The sequence below is a fragment of the uncultured Intestinimonas sp. genome (assembly GCF_944387725.1).
In the GTDB taxonomy this organism is placed as follows: domain Bacteria; phylum Bacillota; class Clostridia; order Oscillospirales; family Oscillospiraceae; genus Intestinimonas.
In genome coordinates this window covers 1-18,561 of the sequence record NZ_CALXGA010000005.1, presented here as the reverse complement: position 1 = coordinate 18,561, position 18,561 = coordinate 1, and the positions used below count along the sequence as shown (strand labels likewise).

Genomic DNA, 18,561 nt, shown 5'->3' with positions numbered 1-18,561 from the left:
CGGCCTGCGGCTCTGCTTCGCTGGAACTGCCCTTTGCCCCACCGATTTCCCCGTCTTGAAACCATATCCACATAGGAGAGACCTCCATGATTGACATCTCTGTCTCCAATATCGTCAAAGAATTTGAGGTGGGCCGGAAAATTTTAGACGGCCTGACCTTCCAGGTGGACACCGGGGAGCGGGTGGGCCTGCTGGGAAAGAACGGGGCGGGCAAGACCACCCTCTTCCGCATCCTCACCGGGGAGCTGGAGCCCGACGAGGGCCAGATCTCCATCGCCTCCGGCAAGCGGGTGGGGCTCATCTCCCAGATCCCCGTCTATCCAACGGGTTACACAGTGGAGGCCGTCCTCCGCACCGCCTTCGACCGGCTCCGGGAGATGGAGGGGGAGATGGAGTCCCTCACCGCCCGGATGGCCGCAGGAGAAAGCGACCCCTCTCTGCTCCGACGGTACGATGCCCTCTCCGCCGCTTTTGAGTCCGGGGGCGGCTACGACACCGAGACTGCCCTGAACAAGGTCTGCAACGGCCTGGACATCCCCTCCGCCATGCGGGAGAGGGCTTTCACCGACCTCTCCGGCGGGGAGAAGACCCGGGTGAACCTGGGCCGCCTCATCTTGGAGGACACCGACATCCTTCTGCTGGACGAACCCACCAACCACTTGGACCTCCGGGCCACCGAGTGGCTGGAGGACTATCTGAGCCGCTTCAAGGGCACCGTCCTCACCATCTCCCACGACCGCTGGTTTCTGGACAAGGTGGTGAACCGGGTGGTGGAGCTGGTAAACGGCAAGGCCGAGTTTTACGCCGGCAACTACAGCTTCTATGTGGAGGAGAAGGAGCGCCGCTACCAGGAAAAGCTCCGGCGGTATGAGAAGGAGCAGGCCAAGCTGGCGCAGCTCCAGGAGGCGGCGGACAAGCTCCACCTGTGGGCCTTTATGGGCAACGACAAGCTCCACAAGCGGGCCTTCTCCATGGAAAAGCGCATGGAGCGCCTGCGGAAGACCGACAAGCCCCGGAAGGACCGCAAGCTGTCGGTCCGCTTCGGGGAGCGGGAGTTCCATGGGGACGAGGTCCTGGTCATCCGGGACTTGAAAAAGTCCTTTGGGGACCGGGTGCTCTTCGACCATGTGGACCTGGAGGTGGTGGGCGGGGAACGCATCGCCCTGCTGGGGGACAACGGCGCCGGCAAATCCACTCTTCTGAAGCTTATTTTGGGGGAGGAATCCCCGGACAGCGGAAAGATCCGCATGGGCCCCACAGTGAAGATCGGCTATCTTCCCCAGATCATCCACTTCGACCGGCCGGACCGCAATCTGGTGGACACTATGCTCTACGCCCAGAACTGCACCACCCAGGAGGCCCGGGACCGGCTGGCCGCCTTCAACTTCCGGGGGGAGGACGTCTTCAAGAGCGTCTCCGCCCTCTCCGGCGGGGAGCAGTCCCGGCTGCGGCTGTGCATGCTCATGGACGAGAAGATCAACCTCCTCATCCTGGACGAGCCCACCAACCACCTGGACTTAGACTCCCGGGAGTGGATTGAGGAGGCGGTGGCCGACTACGGCGGGAATCTCCTCTTCGTCTCCCACGACCGCTACTTCATCCACCAGTTTGCCACCCGCATCTGGATGCTGGAGGACGGGAAGATCACCGACTTCGACGGCGCCTTTGAGGCGTACCGGGCCTGGCGGGAGAGGCGATTTTCCCCGCCGCTCCCCAAACAGGAGGCGCCCCCCAAGAAAGAAAAGCCCACGCGCACCGGCGGCACCAAGCTGCTGGAAAAGGAGGTTACCGCCGCCGAGCGGGAGGTCACCCGGGCAGAGGAGCGCATGTACGACCTGACCCTGGAGATCGAGGCAGCCTCCAGCGACTATTTAAAGCTCACCGAGCTCTATGCGCAGCGGGAGGCCCTGGAGGACGAGATTGCCCACCTCTACGCCGTCTGGGAACGGCTGAGTGGGGAACTGGAGGAGGCACGAGCGGAATGAATACCAAAATTTACCGGCACTATCAGGGCACCGGGCGCTGGGGCTCCCCGGTCATGATGCTGGGGGGCATGGTCCTGGTAATCTCCCTGCTGCTCTTTCTCCTGGCCCCCCTCGCTGTGCGGAGCTTTACCGCCTTCCCCGCCGCCCTCGGGGTCTTTCTGTTGCTCTACGGCCTTACCGCCCGGTGCAGCATCCCCACCGGGCGGCTGCTGCGGCACATTCTCCTGGGCCTGCTGGCCCTGGCCCTGCTGGTCTTCGCCATTTTGGAGATCGTGGTCCTCACCGGGTCCCGGTCCCAGGTGGCCGCGGGGGCGGAGGCGCCGGAGGTCATGGTGATCTTCGGCTGCCAGGTCCGCGCCGACGGCCCCTCTGAGCTTCTGCGGGACCGGCTGGACACCGCCCTGGACTATCTGGAGGACCACCCCGAGATGACGGTGGTGGTCAGCGGCGGTCAGGGCCCCGACGAGCCCATGAGCGAGGCCCGGGCTATGTACAACTACCTCACCGCCCGGGGGGTGGACGGAGGCCGGATCGTCCTGGAGGATCGCTCCAGCAGCACCTGGGAGAACATCCAGTACACCCAGGCCCTCTTCCAATCCGGGACGGTGGCCGCCACGGAGCACATCCTGGCGGTGTCCAACGGCTTCCACCTCTCCCGCATTCGGATGCTGTGGGACCGGGAATGGGAGCGGCCCTATACCCTCTCCACCCTGGCCGCCCCCTCCAGCCATCTGCCCTCCCGGCTGTCCATGTACCTCCGGGAGCCCGTAGCCCTGGTCAAATCCTGGCTGCTGGACCGCTGATTTCATCCTGCCAAACGAGGTTACACTATGCTGGAAGACAAGCTCAACGCCCTGGAACACCAATATGCCGAGCTGGAGGCCCGGCTGGCCGCCCCCGAGACCTATGACGACCCTGCCCAGGTGGCCCGGCTCAACAAGGAGCAGCGGGAACTGGAGCCGGTGGTTACCGCCTACCGCGCCTATCAAAAGCGGCGTCAGGACCTCTCCGAGGCCCAGGCCCTCCTGTCCGACCCGGACATGAAGGAGCTGGCTCAGGAGGAGCACGCCGCCGCCAAGGCCGACCTGGCGCGGCTGGAGGAGGAGATCAAGGTCCTCCTCCTCCCCCGGGACCCCAGCGATGAAAAGAACGTCATCGTGGAAATCCGGGCCGGCGTGGGGGGCGAGGAGGCCGCCCTCTTTGCCCACTCTCTCTACCGCATGTACACCATGTACGCAGAGGCCCGCCGCTGGCGGGTGGAGGTGGACTCCCTCAGCGAGACCGAGCTGGGCGGCGTCAAGGAAATCTGCTTTACCATTGCCGGCGAGGCGGCCTACAGCCGCCTGAAATTTGAAAGCGGCGTCCACCGGGTCCAGCGGGTGCCTGAGACCGAGTCCGGCGGGCGCATCCACACCTCCACCGCCACGGTGGCCGTGCTGCCCGAGGTGGACGAGGTGGATTTCGAGTTGGATCCCGCCGACATCGAGATGCAGGTCTTCCGGGCCTCCGGGGCCGGGGGACAGCACGTCAACAAGACCTCCTCCGCCGTGCGCCTCATCCACAAACCCACCGGTACCGTGGTGGAGTGCCAGCAGGAGCGCAGCCAGTTCCAGAACCGGGACAAGGCCATGCAGCTCCTCCGGTCCCGGCTCTACGAGGAGAAGGTCCAGGAGCAGGAGGCGTCCGTCACCGCCCAGCGCCGGAGCCAGGTGGGCACCGGCATGAGAAACGAGCGCATCCGCACCTACAACTTCCCCCAGGGCCGGGTCACCGACCACCGCATCGGCCTCACGCTCTACAAAATTGACGCCGTCATGGACGGCGGCCTGGACGAGCTCATCGACGCCCTGGTGACAGCGGACCAGGCTGAGCGCATGAAGCGCCAGGGAGAACAGGAGTGACAACGCTATGGAGATGTATATCCGTTTTTCCGCCCTGCCGGAGGGCCTGTCCCTGGAGGACGTGAAGCTGGACCTGGCCACCCTTCTGGAGGACGACGGCTGGCTCACCGGCTCCGGCCCGGATTTCATCGAGCTGGAGCTGGAGGACGAGCGCCGCAACCCCAAGTACGGCATCCTCACCGTCAAGGGCTACCTGCAAAAGGCCAAATTTTCACCGGACACCACCCTTGAGCTGGCGGGCACCCCCACCGGCATCTACGATTAGGGCTTGTTTGAAAATCATCAACACGCCTAGGGCTTGTTTGAAACATGTCAACATGTCCAATCAGCGGGTCTTTTGCCCCCTGGACGGCGCAATTTTTCCTTGAAATCCGCCAGGATTCCTGGGTCAAAATTGCTTGCCAGAGGCCCAAAATCCCTCGCTGCTGGACACATCGCCAATTTTCAAACAAGCCCTAACCGGCGGGTTTTTCAGCCGCTGGACGGTGCAATTTTTCCTTGAAATCCGTCCCGATTCCCTGGGTCAAAATTGCTTGCCAGCAGCTAAAATCCCTGACCGCTGGGCATAATGCCAATGATCAAGCAAGCCCTAACATTCTGGTGGGGGTCCCCCTCTGATTCTCTTTCCGCCCGGCAGGCCGGAAGGGAGGAAAAGCTTTTTGTGGATACACTGCTGTGGCTGCAAAGCTGGTTCGCCGCACACTGTACGGAGGACTGGCAGCATGTTTACGGGATCAAAATCGAGACGCTGGACAATCCGGGCTGGCGCGTCGAAATTGACATCGGGGAAACTCCCCTGGAGCAGAAGCCCTTTGCAGAGATCAATCGAAATCTCCAAGACGGCGCCGGCTGGCTGCACTGTCAGGTTGTGCACCGGCGCTTTGTGGGCGCTTGCGGCCCAAATCACTTAATCACCGTCTTGGAGATATTCAAGGCTTGGGCGGAGACCTGACCAATATCTACGGACGGGTCCGCCCCCCGCGAGAAACCAGACAAAAGGGAACACACTTCCATTTTCAGGAGGCGTCCGCTATGAAGATCGCAGTTGGTATTTTGAACATCGCCCTGGGGGCGGTCCTGGTGGCCGCCGGAATCCTCACCCTGGTCCTCCCCGCCCGGCGCCGGAAGCCGGAGCAGTGGGACTGACGGCAAGGGAGGAACCCGGTTGAACACAGAAAAGCTCACCGCCGGAGAGGTGGAGCGGGCCGCCGCCGTCCTCCGCCGGGGGGGGCTGCTGGGCCTTCCCACAGAGACGGTGTACGGCCTGGGGGCCAACGGCCTGGACCCGGCGGCGGTGGGGCGCATTTTCGCAGCCAAGGGCCGGCCCCAGGACAACCCCCTCATCCTCCACATCCCCTCGGCGGACTGGCTGGAGCGGTACTGCCAAAACATCCCCCCGGCGGCCTGGACCCTGGCGGATCAGTTCTGGCCGGGCCCCCTCACCCTGATTCTGGAGCGGAAGCCCCTGGTGCCCGACGCCGTCACCGCCGGACTGGACACCGTGGGCATCCGCTGCCCCTCCCACCCGGTCTGCCGGGCCATCCTTACCGCCGCAGGGGTGCCGGCGGCCGCCCCCTCGGGGAACGCCTCCGGCCGCCCCAGCCCCACCAGCGCCGCCGGGATGCTGGAGGACATGGAGGGGAAGATCGACGCCATTGTGGACGGGGGCCCCTGCTCTGTGGGGGTGGAGTCCACCATTGTGGACCTCACGGTCCGGCCTCCCCGGCTCCTGCGGCCCGGCGGGGTGACCCTGGAGGAACTCCGGGAGGCCCTGGGAGAGGTGGCGGTGGACCCGGCGGTGGAGCGCCTCATGGGCGCCGGAGAGCAGCCCCGGGCCCCGGGGATGAAGTACCGCCACTACGCCCCCCGGGCCCCGGTAACGGTGGTGCGGGGGGACCCCGCCCGGTGCGCCGCCTACATCGCCGCCCACCTGGGGCCGGAGGACGGTGTGGTCTGCTTCGCGGAGTTCGCCGGGGACTACCCCGGCCATCGGGTGGAGATTCTGGGCCCGGCGGCGGACAAGGCCGCCCAGGCCCGGAACGTCTTCGACGCCCTGCGGGCCTTCGACGGCACCGATGTCCCCGCCATCTGGGCCCAGTGCCCCGACGAGGCGGGGCTGGGCCTGGCCGTGGCCAACCGCCTCAACAAGGCGGCGGGCTTCCACATCGTCGGCCTGGAGGGAGAACCATGAGCCAAAAGCGCGGCCTTGTGCTCCAAACTCTGGAAGAGGGCCTTGGGAACGCCGTGACCTGGCTGACGCTGTAGAAAGGGATGCAGATATGAAAATCATCGGCATCACCGGCCCCACCGGGGCGGGCAAGACCACCGCCCTCCGGGCCCTGGCCCAGCTTGGGGTCTGGATCATCGATGCGGACGAGGTCTACCACCGGCTGCTGGAGGAGAGTGTCCCCCTGCAAATGGCCCTGACCGCCCGGTTTGGAGAGCTTCAGGACGAGCGGGGCAAAATAGACCGCAAGAAGCTGGGAAACGTGGTCTTCGGAGACCCGGAGGCCCTGGCCGCCCTCAACGCCATCACCCACCGCTTTATCGGGGAGGAGATCGACCGCCAGCTCTCCGCCGCCCGGGCGGAGGGACGGAGCGCCGCCGCCATTGACGCCATCGCCCTCATCGAGAGCGGCCTGGGGGAGCGCTGTGACACCGTGGTGGGGGTCATCGCCCCGGCGGAGCTGCGCGTCCGGCGCATCATGGACCGGGAGGGCATCCCGGAAGTATATGCCCGGAAGCGGGTGGCGGCCCAGAAGGGGGAGGACTTTTTCCGGGCCAACTGCGGCTATCTCCTGGAGAACACGGAGGGCGACACGCCGGGGGCCTTCGGGGCCCGGGCGCTGGTGCTCTTTACCGAGCTTTTGTCAAAGTGAAAGGAAGGACCGAAACCATGGAAGAAAAGAAGACCGCCGGCGAGCAGCGCCGGAAGGAGCTGCTCTACGCCCCCAAGAACGGCTGGGACCGGCTGGAGGCCGGCCAGGAGGCCGCCCTGCGGGCCTACTGTGAGGACTACAAAAAATTTCTCGACGAGAGCAAGACGGAACGGGAGGCGGTGGCCTACGCCGCCGCCCTGGCCGAGGCCAGGGGCTTCCGCCCCTTCACCCGGGGCATGGACCTTCAGCCCGGGGACAAGGTCTACCGCTCCAACCGGGGCAAGGCCCTGATGCTGGCCGTGGTGGGCAGCGATCCCCTTTCGGAGGGGGCCTGCATCGGCGCCGCCCACATCGACTCCCCCCGGCTGGATCTCAAGCCCAATCCCCTCTATGAGGACGCCGAGCTGGCCTTTCTCAAGACCCACTACTACGGCGGCCTGCGCAAGTACCAGTGGGTGGCCATTCCCCTGGAGCTCCACGGCGTGGTGGCCCTGAAGGACGGCTCCGTGGTCACGGTGGCCATGGGCGCCGCCGCCGGGGACCCTCTCTTCACCATCGACGACCTGCTGCCCCACCTGGGCGCCGAGCAGAGCAAGAAACCCTTGAGCGAGGCCATTCCCGGCGAGAGCCTGAACGTGCTGGTGGGCAGCCGCCCCTTCCAGGACGATGAGGGCTCGGACCGGGTGAAGCTGGCCATTCTGGACCTGCTCCACCAGAAGTACGGCATCACCGAGGAGGACTTCATCTCCGCCGAGCTGGAGGTGGTCCCGGCCTTCCGGGCCTCCGACATCGGCTTCGACCGCTCCCTCATCGGGGCCTACGGCCATGACGACCGGGTGTGTGCCTACGCCTCCCTGGCCGCCCTGCTGGACCTGGAGGTGACCCCCAAGCGGACCGCCGTTTGTATGCTTGCCGACAAGGAGGAAATCGGCTCCGAGGGGGTCAGCGGGATGCAGTCTGCCGCCTTTGACACCTTTATGTCCGACCTGTGCGACGCCCAGAAGATCCCCCTCAAGGCCTGCTATGAGAAGTCCTTTTGCCTCTCCGCCGACGTCACCGCCGCCTTTGACCCCAACTTCGCCGATGTCTATGAAAAGCGCAACAGCGCCCGGGCCGGCTACGGCATCGGCCTGTGCAAGTACACCGGGGCCCGGGGCAAGTCCGGGGCCTCCGACGCCTCCGCCGAGCTGGTGGCCTGGGTCCGCCGGGTCCTGGACGAGGCCGGGGTGGTCTGGCAGATGGCCGAGCTGGGCAAGGTGGACGCCGGCGGCGGCGGCACTGTGGCCTGCTATATGGCCAACCGGGACATCGACACCCTGGACGCCGGGGTCCCGGTGCTGAGTATGCACTCCCCCTACGAGACCGTCTCCAAGCTGGACTGCTACATGACCTACCTGGGCATGAAGGCCGTCTACGAGGCCGGCCGCTGAGTCCCACAGCACCGGTGCAGAAACGCCCGAGGACAGTTTCCCTGTCCTCGGGCGTTTTTTTGCGCGAAAATTCTCCCCGGTATGGGCCTCAGCCCCGCTTCCACACCGCCCCGCCGGGGACGTCGGCGACCTCGACGCCCTGGGCCTTCAGGACGTCCCGGATGCGGTCGGCCTCGGCGAAGTTCTTGGCCTTCTTGGCCTCCCCCCGCTGGAGAACCAGGGCGTCAATCTCCGGGTCTCCCTCTCCGGTGACGGTATAGCCCCCCACGGCGGAGGTGGTGGCCTTGGCCTGCTCCGCCCGCCTGGCCGCCGCCTTGTTCAGCAGGTCCAGGCCCAGCACCTCGTCGAAGCTCCCCACCAGCGCCCGCTTGTCGGCGTCGGAGAGGTCCCTGGCCTTGAGCACGTCGTAGAGCCGGGTCACCCCCAGGGAGGTATTTAGGTCGTTGCCCAGGGCCTCCCGGAAGCCCTCCCGGTATTTGGCAATGGAGGCGGGATCGGCCTCCCCCTCCTCCGTCAGGGCGGCCACCCGGCCCACCAGCTTCTCATAGGCGGCCTTGGCGTTGTCCAGGTTCTCCCAGGTAAAGACCAGGGCCTTCCGATAGTGAGACTGGAGGCAGAAGAGCCGGTAGACCAGGGGGTCATAGCCCCGCTCCTCCAGGGTAGAGACGGTGGTGAACGCTCCCTTGGACTTGGACATCTTGCCCCCGGCGGTGTCCAGGTGGGCGATGTGGACCCAGTACCTGCACCAGGGGTGGCCCAGATAGGCCTCGGACTGGGCGATCTCGTTGGTGTGGTGGGGGAAGGCGTTGTCCACGCCGCCGCAGTGGATGTCCAGGTACTCTCCCAGGTACTTCATGGAGATGCAGGAGCACTCGATGTGCCAGCCGGGATAACCCACCCCCCAGGGGGAATCCCACTTGAGGGCCTGGTCCTCGAACTTGCTCTTGGTAAACCACAGGACGAAGTCGGTCTTATTGCGCTTGTTTGCGTCGGCTTCCACCCCCTCCCGGACCCCCACCGCCAGGTCCTCCTGGTCGTGGTCGTTGAAGACGTAGTAGTGGTCCAGCCTGGCGGTGTCAAAGTAGACGTTGCCCCCGGCAAAATAGGCGTAGCCCGTGTCCATAAGCTTGGTGATGACCTTAATATAGTCCTCGACCATGCCGGTGGCGGGCTGCACCACGTCGGGATACTTGATGTTCAGCTTCTTGCAGTCGGCGAAAAAAGCGTCGGTATAGAACTGGGCGATCTCCATCACCGTCTTGTGCTCCCGCTGGGCCCCCTTCACCATCTTGTCCTCGCCGGTGTCGGCGTCGGAGGCCAGATGCCCCACGTCGGTGATGTTCATCACCCGCTTGACCTCGTAGCCGTCCCAGCGCAGGAACTTCTCCAGCACGTCCTCCATGAGGTAGCTGCGCAGGTTCCCGATGTGGGCGAAGTGGTAGACCGTGGGGCCGCAGGTATACATCCCCACCTTGCCGGGGGTGTGGGGCACAAATTCTTCCTTGGCATGGGACGCGGAATTGTACAGCTTCATCTTGCTCACTCCTTACAGATTGACACTCTTATTTTGCTCATCCAGATATTTTTCCAGCCATTCCAGCCGGGAGGAAAGGGCCTGGAGCTCCTTCTGCACCGGGTCGGTGACGTGAATCTGGTCCACAGAGGCGGCATAGTCCACCTTCTCCCCGGCGATGCGGACCACCCGGGCGGGGACGCCCACGGCGGTGGCCTGGGGGGGGATTTCGGTGAGGACCACGGCGTTGGCGGCGATGCGGGCGCCGTCCCCCACCTTAAAGGGCCCCAGCACCTTGGCCCCGGCGGAGACCATCACATTGTTCCCCAGGGTGGGGTGGCGCTTGCCCTGGTCCTTGCCGGTGCCCCCCAGGGTGACCCCGTGGTAGAGCAGGCAGTCGTCCCCGATCTCCGCGGTCTCGCCGATGACGATCCCCATGCCGTGGTCGATGACAAAGCGCCGGCCGATCTTGGCCCCTGGGTGAATCTCAATGCCCGTCAGATGCCGGGCCAGCTGGGAGAGGAACCGGGCCAGGAAAAGAAGCCGGTGGCGGTAGAGCCAGTGGGAGACCCGGTGGAACAAAAGGGCGTGGACACCGGGATAGAGGAGAAAAATCTCCAGCTTGGACCGGGCCGCAGGGTCCCGGGCCTGGTAAGCGGAAAGGGTTTCAATCAAACCTCGAAGCATAGGCACCTCCTGATCAAAAAGGGTGAAAGAGAACCCCGCAGGACGGCAGAAAGCGCCTCCCATGCCCGAAGGCATGAGAGGCGCTGGTCATTCCACACGCGGTTCCACTCTCTTGTTTCGCTCGTGGGGCCGGTAACGGGGCCCGTCCGTGGGGCATTACACCCCCGCGCTCCCGGATGCACTTCCCGCAGGGCTCCCGTGGGTCCGCTCTCAGCCGGTGACGGTCCCTCTCTTGCCGGGCAGGTCCCCCGCGCTACTCCTTCCGTTCTTCGCGCCGGTTTCTCCTATGTCTCCAGTATATTATCATTCCCCAGCCTTGGTGTCAAGTCCCCGCCGGTTCTGTTGTCCGGATCAGAGCAGATTCATCAGGTTGAAGGCCACGATGAGACCGGAGAAGACGATGGACACAGTGGAGCATAGCTTGATGAGGATGTTCAGGGAGGGGCCGGAGGTGTCCTTGAAGGGGTCGCCCACGGTGTCGCCCACCACGGCGGCCTTGTGGCACTCGGAGCCCTTGCCGCCGTGGTGGCCGGACTCGATGTACTTCTTGGCGTTGTCCCAGGCGCCGCCGGCGTTGGACATGAACACAGCCATGGCAAACCCGGTGACGGAGACGCCGCCCAGCAGGCCCACCACACCGGTGGGGCCCAGCACCAGGCCGGTGGCCAGGGGGACAATGATGGCCAGCAGGGCGGGGATCACCATCTCATGGAGGGAGCCCTTGGTGCACAGGGCCACGCAGGAGGCGTAGTCGGGGTCAGCCGTCCCCTCCATGATGCCGGAGATCTCCCGGAACTGGCGGCGGACCTCCACCACGATGGACTGGGCGGCGGTCTGCACCGCGCTCATGGTGAAGGCGGAGAAAACGAAGGTCAGCATGGCCCCCAGGAAGAGGCCCACCAGCACTGTGGGGCTGGTCAGGGTAAAGTTGAGCACCTGGGGGGTCTTGGTCTGGACAATGTCCACATAGGACACCAGCAGGGCCAGGGCGGTGAGGGAGGCCGAGCCGATGGCAAAGCCCTTGCCGGTGGCGGCGGTGGTGTTGCCCAGGGAGTCCAGGGCGTCGGTACGCTCCCGGACCTCCTCAGGGAGGCCGGACATCTCGGCGATGCCGCCGGCGTTGTCGGCCACGGGGCCGTAGGCGTCGGTGGCCAGGGTGATGCCCAGGGTGGAGAGCATCCCGATTCCGGCGATGCCGATGCCGTAGAGGCCCCGGTTGAAGGCGTCGGTGAAGAGACCGGCCTCATCCACCACCTGGAGGGAGCCGCCGGCGGCGAAGTAGCTCACCAGTACGGCGGCGGCCACGATGAGGATGGAGGACATGGTGGACTTCAGGCCCAGGGAGATGCCGCCGATGATGACGGTGGCGGAGCCGGTCTCCGAGGAGGCGGCCAGCTTCTGGGTGGGCTTGTAGGTGTCGGAGGTGTAGTATTCGGTGAAGTAGCCGATGGCGCAGCCGCCCGCCAGACCGGAGAGGATGGCCACATACACGCCCCAGCTCTCCAGCACCAGGAGGGTCAGGGGGGCGGCGATGACGGCGGCCAGAATGGCGGCCAGGTAAGTGCCGGTGCGGAGGCTCCGCAGCAGGGACTTCTGGTCGGCGTTCTCCTTGGTGCGGACAAAGAAGGAGCCGATGATGGAGCAGATGGTCCCCTCCACTGCCAGGAGCATAGGCAGGAGGATGCCGGCGAAGCCGTATCCCGCCACGGCGGAGAGGGAGAAGGTGGCCAGAATGGAGCCCACATAGGACTCATAGAGGTCGGCGCCCATGCCGGCCACGTCGCCCACGTTATCACCCACGTTGTCGGCGATGGTGGCGGGGTTCCGGGGGTCGTCCTCAGGGATGCCGGCCTCCACCTTGCCCACCAGGTCGGCGCCCACGTCGGCGGCCTTGGTGTAGATGCCGCCGCCCACCCGGGCGAAGAGGGCCATGAAGGAGGCGCCCATGCCGTTCATGACCATGATGTTGGCCAGGGTGGAGGCGTCAGTAACCCCAAAGGCGTAGTAGAGGAGGAAATACCAGATGGAGACATCCAGCATCCCCAGGCCCACCACGGTGAAGCCCATCACCGAACCGGAGGAGAAGGCCACCCGGAGCCCCTTGTTCAGCCCCTCAGAGGCCGCCTGGGCGGTACGGGCGTTGGCGTTGGTGGCGATTTTCATGCCGATGAAGCCGGCCAGCATGGACCAGATTCCGCCGGTGACAAAGGCGAAGGGGGTGAATTTGGAGAGCATCTCTCCATCTGACCCGAAGGCAATGGCCAGCAGAATGATGAACACCACCAGGAAGACCTTGGCCACGGTGCTGTACTGCCGGCGGAGATAGGCGTTGGCCCCCTCCCGGATGGAGGCGGCGATCTTCTTCATGGTGTCGCTGCCCTCCGAGAAGCTCATGACCTTCGTTTTCTGGTACCAGGCAAACAGCAGGGCGCAGGCCGCCCCCACAAAGCCGATCCAGAAGTAGTTTTCCCACGGGATGTACGGTGACAATTTCCTCACTCCTTTTGCTTGACGGCCGCTTGGTACTCCACCAAGTTAGAAATTGCAGATTGGATTTAGGGCGGAATTTTTGCAGAACAAGGCAGCGGACGCTGGTGGGCTGACGCCCACCAAGGACGATAACGAAGGGATGCGGAACTTCAGCCGAAAGGCAAATGCAAGTCTCTGGCTTGGTGGAGTACTGGGGCCGCCCTCTTCTTTCCTACATTATTTTAGCAGATTGAAGGGGATTTTCAAGGTCTTCCCCCGCCCCTTTCCCTCCCTTCGTCCAGTTTTTACGGTTTTTACGAAAATCAAAACCTTCCCCCGGCTCTTTCCGTGCATGATTGCCATGTGATGGAAAAAGGAAACAGCAATCGAAAATATACCCCCTTCTAATGAAAAGTTTTTATTCTTACGAGCGGCGCAGGAAACGAAAGCCGCCCCCCTTGTCAAGTAAAAAATTTTTGTGCCATTCCACCAAAAACACCCCCGGGCGGGCCGGAAAATCCGCCGGTACTCCAGCGCCGCGCCCCTCCCCCGCCGCGTCTCTGGAGCTCCAGGCGCACATAAAAAACCAGCATGGCCGAAGGCCATGCCGGTTGAAAGGGATCCTGTTGTTCCACGGCCGGGGCGCCGGGAGGTCACTCCTCCTCGTCGTGGTCGTGCCCGCAGCCGCAGCCGCAGGCGCCGTCGTCACACTCGTCGGAGACGGCAAACTGGCTGTGGCAGCTGGGGCACTCGATGATCCCGGACTCCAGGACGTCCTCGTCGATGACCAGGGGCTCCTGGCAGTTGGGGCACTCCACCTCGAAGAAGTCGTCGTCCTCGTCCTCACAGCAGCAGCAGTCCTCGTCATCCTCGTCGTCCTCGCCGAAGAGAGCTTCCTCCACGTCGGACAGATCGTCGGACACGGCGTCCAGCTCCTCTCCCAGGGCGGTGGTGCTCTCCTCCAGGTCCTCCAGCGACATGCCCATGTCCTCCAGGATGTCGATGATGGCGGCGATGAGCTTGCCCTCCTTGGACTTTTCGGTGTCGATGGCCAGGCCATCGGCCAGCCCTTTGAGATAAGCGACCTTTTCTGTGATGGTCATAAGAATCCTCCTTTTCATGGGGCCTCCCGGCAGGATTGCCGGATGCCGGGCGCGGTTGCCCGCCCTTACTTTTTGCTGCGCTCCAGATACTCGCCGGAGCGGGTGTCGATCTTGATCTTATCCCCGGGATTGATGAAGAGGGGCACCTTGATCTCGGCGCCGGTCTCCAGGGTGGCGGGCTTGGTAACGTTGGTGGCGGTGTCGCCCCGGAAACCGGGGTCGGTCTCGGTGACCTCCAGCTCCACGAAGGTGGGGGGCTCCACCATGAAGATCTTGCCCTTGTAGCTGTTGATCTTGCAGGGCATGTTCTCCTTCACAAAGCGGAAGTCGTCCCCCAGGGTGTCCTTGCTGACGGGCACCAGGTCATAGGTCTCCGGGTCCATGAAGTAATAGAGGTCGCCGTCGTTGTAGCTGTACTCCATGTCCTTGCGCTCCACATAGGCCGTCTCGAACTTGGCGGTGGGGTTGAAGGAGGTCTCGGTGACGGCGCCGGTCATAACGTTCTTCATCTTGGTCCGCACGAAAGCCGCCCCCTTGCCGGGCTTCACATGCTGAAACTCCACCACCTGCATCACCTGGCCGTCCATCTCAAAGGTCACGCCGTTGCGGAAATCACTGGCAGTAATAGGCATTGGTACTCATCCTCCACTCAAGCTGCTTCTGTTTGGGGCCCAACCCGCCGGAGGCTCCGGGCCCTCCTAATTGATATATCTAAGTCATTCTACTCTATTCTTTCCCCGTTTGCAAGACTTTTTCCCTATTTTCAGAGAATTGTCAATTCTTTGGGCGATTTGGTGATATCAACGCACCCCTCCGCCGTCAAAATTGTCACATCCTCGATGCGGACGCCGAAGTTTCCCGGCAGATAGACGCCCGGCTCCGCCGAGAGCACCGCCCCCACCGGCAGAAGGGTCTCCTCTCCGGGGCTGGCGTTGGGGGACTCGTGGATCTCCAGGCCCAGGCTGTGGCCGTAGCTGTGGCCGAAGCAGTTCCCGTAGCCCGCCGCCTGGATGACCTGCCGGGCGGCGGCGTCCAGCTCCCGCCCCGAGATGCCGGCCCGGGCGGCGGCCAGGCCCGCCCGCTGGGCCTCCAACACCACCTGGTAGACCCGGCGCATCTCCTCGGTGGGTTCCCCCAGGGCCACAGTGCGGGTCATGTCGGAGCAGTAGCCCCCCCAGACACAGCCGAAGTCCAGGGTGATGAAGTCCCCCTTTTCCACCCGCCGGGGGCCGGGGACGGCGTGAGGGATGCTGCCGTTGGGCCCTGAGGCCACAATGGGGTCGAAGGACATCCGCTCTCCCCCCAGCCGGAGCAGCTCATACTGGAGCCGGGCGGCAATCTCCAGCTCGGTGAGGCCCGGCCGGAGGAAGCGGCAGATCTCGGCGAAGGCCTGGTCGGTGATCTCCTGGGCCCGGACCATGCACGCCTGCTCCTCCGGGTCCTTGGCGGCCCGGAGGGTGTCCAGGAGCTTCTGGGCCGGCATCAGCTCCGCCGGAAGGGCCTCCTCCCAGACCCGCCAGGCGGCCACCGGCATGGTTCCGTCCTCGAAGCCCACGCGCCGGAGGCCCTGGGCCTCCACCGCCTCCCGGACCAGGGAGCGGCAGCTCCGGCCCCGGCCTGTCTGGACCACCCTGGCCCCCGTCACCTGGGCCTCCGCCGCCTCGATATACCGGGAGTCCGTGCAGTAGAGGCACTCCCCCGCCGTCACCAGCACCGTGCCCTCCCCGTGGAAGCCCACGGCGTAGAACTCCCCCGGCCCGCTGGTGAGGAGCATGGCGTCCAGGCCATACTCCGGCAGCCGGGCGGCGATCTGCTTGAGATGATTCATGGGTATCCATCCTTTCTTCTGCGCACGGGTCAGCGGGCCCCAGTGCCCCCGGATACGGGCTCCTGCCCAGCCAGGGCGGCCAGATACAGCTCCTTCATAGCCAGGGCGTCCACGTCCTGGGTGCCGGCGCTCTCACAGATGACGGTGGGGCTCCAGCCCCGCTGGGCCAGCTCCTCCATCAGAGGGGCCGGATCGGGGCCAAAGTCCGCCTGGCCGAAGGTCAGGTGGAGCTTTTCTCCCCCGTTGGGGGTAAAGGCGATCTTGGAAAAGTGGCTGTGGAACCGGCTGGCCCGGTCTGCGCCCAGGGCGGCCTCCATCTGGTCCAGCGTCCGGGCGGTGGCCTCCTTCCCCTCCAGAGCCCCCAGGGATCGGGCGTAGAGATGCCCGAAGTCGATGCAGGGCAGGAGCCGCGCGTCCATCTGGCACAGCTCCAGCACCTCGTCCAGATCCCCCAGCTGGTTGATTTTCCCCATGGTCTCAGGGCAGAGGGTGATGTGGCCGTACCCCTCCCCGTCGCAGGCCCGGAGGACTTCCCTCAGGGTCTCCCGGGCGATGTCCAGGGCCTCCCGGCGGCTCCGCTTCATCAGGGCCCCGGTGTGGACGGTGACCCGGCCGGCCCCCATCCAGTCCGCCGCCCGACAGGCGGCCAGAACGTAGCCGGTGGTCTTCTTCCGGCTCTCCGGGTCCGGGTTGGCCAGGTTGATGAAGTAGGGGGCGTGGAGGGAGAGCTGGACGCCGTGGGCCCGGGCGGCCTCCCCCACCGCCCGGGCGGCGGCCTCCCCCACATGGACCCCCTTGCCGCACTGGTACTCGAAGGCGTCCAGCCCCCGCTCCGCCAGCCAGGCCGGGTAGTCCGCCGAGCCCTTCCCCGGGTAGTTGTCCGCCTGTCCGGCGGGTCCGAATCGCACGCTGATAGGCTCTCTTCCTTTCTCTTGTGTTTCTTCCGGCCCTTTGCTCAGGGGCCTCCGGCCTCCTCACCCCCGCCGCCGGCCCAGGGCCCGGAAGGGCTCCTCCACGGCGTAGCGCAGGTAGCGGCCTGGGTTCCCCTTGAGCTCTATGGGCTCCACCATCAGGGCCAGCACCCCGGCCCGCCGGGCTCCCAGGATGTCGGTAAAAATCTGATCCCCCACCATGGCGGTCCGGGAGGGGGTCCGGCCCATCTGCTCCATGGCCCGGCGGAACCCCGCCGTCCCCGGCTTTCCCGCCCGGCCCAGATAGGGAACCCCCAGGCTCTGGGCAAAGCGCTCCACCCGCATAGGCTTCCGGCTGTTGGAGAGGAGGAAGAGGTCCACCCCCGCCGCCTCCAGGGACGCCTTCCACTGCCGGAGCTCCGGCGTGGGCTCCTGGACCGCGTACCGGGTCAGGGTGTTGTCCAGATCGGCCAGCAGCAGCGTGATGCCGGCCGCCGCCAGCTCCCCGCCCTGGATGTCCAGAACGGAGTTGTAAACCCGGTGAGGGAGGAGAGAAAAAGACATAGCAGCACCTCATGAAATGGGATCGGTCCGCATACATTGCATTATATCACATGACGGACAAGGGGGACAACCCGCATGATTTCAAAATCCAATCTGATTCTGGCCGCCGCGCCCACCGAGGTCATGGCCGCCCGGGCCTATGGCCTCACCCTGGCCCACATGGCCTACCGGGTGGGGGGAGGCCCCCACCTGTTCCGGGCCAATCTGCCGGTCTCCGCCCGGGGCGGGCTCCTGCTGGTGGGGGACGCCGGCTTTGACGGCCGGGGCCATCCCGGCCCCTTCTGCCAGGAGGTGCTGCGGGAGTGCGCCGCCCGGGGCTATACCGGAGTGGTCTGTGACTTTGACCGGCACTTCCCGGTACTGGCCCGGGCGGTGGAGGAGCTCTCCCCCCTGCTGGCGCGCCGGGGCTGGCCACTCTACGTCTCGGAGCCCTACGGCCCGCACTCGGAGACCGCCAAGGTTCTGATTCCCACCGCCCTCTCCGGCGGAACCCTCCGGGGCCGACTGGAGGAGGCCGCCGCCCGGTACGGCGCCGGACGGGTGGCCTTGGCGGTGGAGCGGTCGGCGGCTGACTTCTACCTCCCCGCCCCCAACGGCCATGGCCAGCCCCTCTCCCAGGCGGAGCTGAAGGCCCTCCTGGATGAGCGGGAGCCTGCGGTTTTCTTCTCCAACGAGCTGTGCGCCCACTACTTTACTTATATGAGCCGGCAGACCGGGGCGCATTTTGTCCTCTTCGACGACGCCGCCTCCATCCGCAAAAAGCTCTATCTGGCCCGCAGCCTGGACATCTCAGACGCCATTCTGCCCTACCCCGCCGTGGCGGACCTTCTGGAGGACATCCTGGCCTGACCCAGTCCCGCTTCAGGTGCGCAAAAAGCCCAGCGCCCGTTAGGCGCTGGGCTTTGGTGGTCTCATCAATAGTACTTCTTGCGGTTCTTCCGGGCGGCCTCGGACTTCTTGCGGCGCTTGACGCTAGGACTCTCATAGTGCTCGCGCTTGCGCACCTCGGCCAGCACTCCAGATTTGGCACAGCTCCGCTTGAAGCGCTTCAGAGCGCTCTCCAGCGATTCGTTCTCTCTGACATGGACTTCCGACATCTATTTCCCCTCCCTCCAAAGTGATGGAAGGAACCCACCACGAAAGGGCCATAATTATGGCTTTAACAGTAGTATTATATGCAATCCGCTCCCGCTTGTCAAGGGGCATTTCCGACCCTCCCTTTTTAAGGAAAGTAGTGATATCAAGGAAAATTGAAATATTCCGTCATTTTAACTAAATATCACCTGTAGAC

The 18,561-nt window shown here is 64.9% G+C and carries 18 protein-coding genes; 9 read left to right on the top strand and 9 right to left on the bottom strand.

The window, feature by feature from the left end:
* Window positions 1-86: 86 nt before the first annotated feature.
* The 8 genes from Q0K09_RS01530 (at window position 87) to Q0K09_RS01495 (ending at window position 8,195) form a co-directional block, all read left to right on the top strand.
* Complete coding sequence (locus Q0K09_RS01530; protein WP_294472042.1) at window positions 87-1,985, top strand: ABC-F family ATP-binding cassette domain-containing protein; 1,899 nt, start codon at window positions 87-89, stop codon at window positions 1,983-1,985.
* On the top strand, window positions 1,982-2,788 hold the full coding sequence (locus tag Q0K09_RS01525) for a YdcF family protein (protein WP_294472040.1): 807 nt from the start codon (window positions 1,982-1,984) through the stop codon (window positions 2,786-2,788). Before Q0K09_RS01530 ends, Q0K09_RS01525 begins: the two co-directional genes overlap by 4 nt.
* Window positions 2,789-2,818: 30 nt before the next feature.
* Window positions 2,819-3,886: a peptide chain release factor 1 gene (gene prfA, locus Q0K09_RS01520; RefSeq protein WP_294472117.1), complete on the top strand. Its 1,068-nt coding sequence runs from the start codon at window positions 2,819-2,821 to the stop codon at window positions 3,884-3,886.
* Window positions 3,887-3,893: 7 nt separating this feature from the next.
* Window positions 3,894-4,151, top strand: coding sequence for a hypothetical protein (locus Q0K09_RS01515; RefSeq protein WP_294472038.1), 258 nt, complete (start codon window positions 3,894-3,896; stop codon window positions 4,149-4,151).
* Window positions 4,152-4,547: 396 nt separating this feature from the next.
* Window positions 4,548-4,838, top strand: a complete 291-nt coding sequence (locus tag Q0K09_RS01510) for an immunity 53 family protein (protein WP_294472036.1) — start codon at window positions 4,548-4,550, stop codon at window positions 4,836-4,838.
* A 213-nt stretch (window positions 4,839-5,051) separates the two neighbouring features.
* Window positions 5,052-6,077: an L-threonylcarbamoyladenylate synthase gene (locus tag Q0K09_RS01505; RefSeq protein WP_294472033.1), complete on the top strand. Its 1,026-nt coding sequence runs from the start codon at window positions 5,052-5,054 to the stop codon at window positions 6,075-6,077.
* A gap of 88 nt (window positions 6,078-6,165) precedes the next feature.
* Window positions 6,166-6,765: a dephospho-CoA kinase gene (gene coaE / locus Q0K09_RS01500; protein ID WP_294472031.1), complete on the top strand. Its 600-nt coding sequence runs from the start codon at window positions 6,166-6,168 to the stop codon at window positions 6,763-6,765.
* A 17-nt stretch (window positions 6,766-6,782) separates the two neighbouring features.
* Window positions 6,783-8,195, top strand: a complete 1,413-nt coding sequence (locus tag Q0K09_RS01495) for an aminopeptidase (RefSeq protein ID WP_294472030.1) — start codon at window positions 6,783-6,785, stop codon at window positions 8,193-8,195.
* A gap of 88 nt (window positions 8,196-8,283) precedes the next feature.
* Here the strand turns inward: Q0K09_RS01495 and cysS are convergent, their stop codons facing one another.
* The 8 genes from cysS to Q0K09_RS01455 all read right to left on the bottom strand — a co-directional run bounded on the left by cysS (window position 8,284) and on the right by Q0K09_RS01455 (window position 17,270).
* On the bottom strand, window positions 8,284-9,729 hold the full coding sequence (cysS, locus tag Q0K09_RS01490; RefSeq protein ID WP_294472028.1) for a cysteine--tRNA ligase: 1,446 nt from the start codon (window positions 9,727-9,729) through the stop codon (window positions 8,284-8,286).
* A gap of 12 nt (window positions 9,730-9,741) precedes the next feature.
* The gene (gene epsC / locus Q0K09_RS01485) at window positions 9,742-10,395 is read right to left on the bottom strand and encodes a serine O-acetyltransferase EpsC (RefSeq protein WP_294472025.1); all 654 of its coding nucleotides are present in this window, start codon (window positions 10,393-10,395) and stop codon (window positions 9,742-9,744) included.
* Window positions 10,396-10,746: 351 nt separating this feature from the next.
* On the bottom strand, window positions 10,747-12,885 hold the full coding sequence (locus tag Q0K09_RS01480; protein ID WP_294472023.1) for a sodium-translocating pyrophosphatase: 2,139 nt from the start codon (window positions 12,883-12,885) through the stop codon (window positions 10,747-10,749).
* Window positions 12,886-13,517: 632 nt separating this feature from the next.
* On the bottom strand, window positions 13,518-13,967 hold the full coding sequence (locus tag Q0K09_RS01475) for a CD1247 N-terminal domain-containing protein (RefSeq protein WP_294472021.1): 450 nt from the start codon (window positions 13,965-13,967) through the stop codon (window positions 13,518-13,520).
* Window positions 13,968-14,032: 65 nt separating this feature from the next.
* Window positions 14,033-14,599: an elongation factor P gene (efp, locus tag Q0K09_RS01470; protein ID WP_294472019.1), complete on the bottom strand. Its 567-nt coding sequence runs from the start codon at window positions 14,597-14,599 to the stop codon at window positions 14,033-14,035.
* Window positions 14,600-14,730: 131 nt separating this feature from the next.
* On the bottom strand, window positions 14,731-15,795 hold the full coding sequence (locus tag Q0K09_RS01465) for an aminopeptidase P family protein (protein ID WP_294472018.1): 1,065 nt from the start codon (window positions 15,793-15,795) through the stop codon (window positions 14,731-14,733).
* 29 nt (window positions 15,796-15,824) lie between these two features.
* Entirely contained in the window at window positions 15,825-16,709 is an 885-nt protein-coding gene (locus tag Q0K09_RS01460) for a TIM barrel protein (RefSeq protein ID WP_294472114.1), read from the bottom strand.
* Between the two features lie 60 nt (window positions 16,710-16,769).
* Entirely contained in the window at window positions 16,770-17,270 is a 501-nt protein-coding gene (locus Q0K09_RS01455; RefSeq protein WP_294472016.1) for a YqeG family HAD IIIA-type phosphatase, read from the bottom strand.
* A 75-nt stretch (window positions 17,271-17,345) separates the two neighbouring features.
* Here Q0K09_RS01455 and Q0K09_RS01450 point away from each other — a divergent pair, with 75 nt between their 5' ends.
* Window positions 17,346-18,119, top strand: coding sequence for a hypothetical protein (locus Q0K09_RS01450; protein WP_294472014.1), 774 nt, complete (start codon window positions 17,346-17,348; stop codon window positions 18,117-18,119).
* Between the two features lie 65 nt (window positions 18,120-18,184).
* Here Q0K09_RS01450 and rpsU read toward each other — a convergent pair whose 3' ends face one another.
* Window positions 18,185-18,367 (bottom strand): 30S ribosomal protein S21, encoded by a 183-nt coding sequence (gene rpsU / locus Q0K09_RS01445; RefSeq protein WP_021920897.1) that lies wholly within the window; start codon window positions 18,365-18,367, stop codon window positions 18,185-18,187.
* Window positions 18,368-18,561 lie beyond the last annotated feature (194 nt).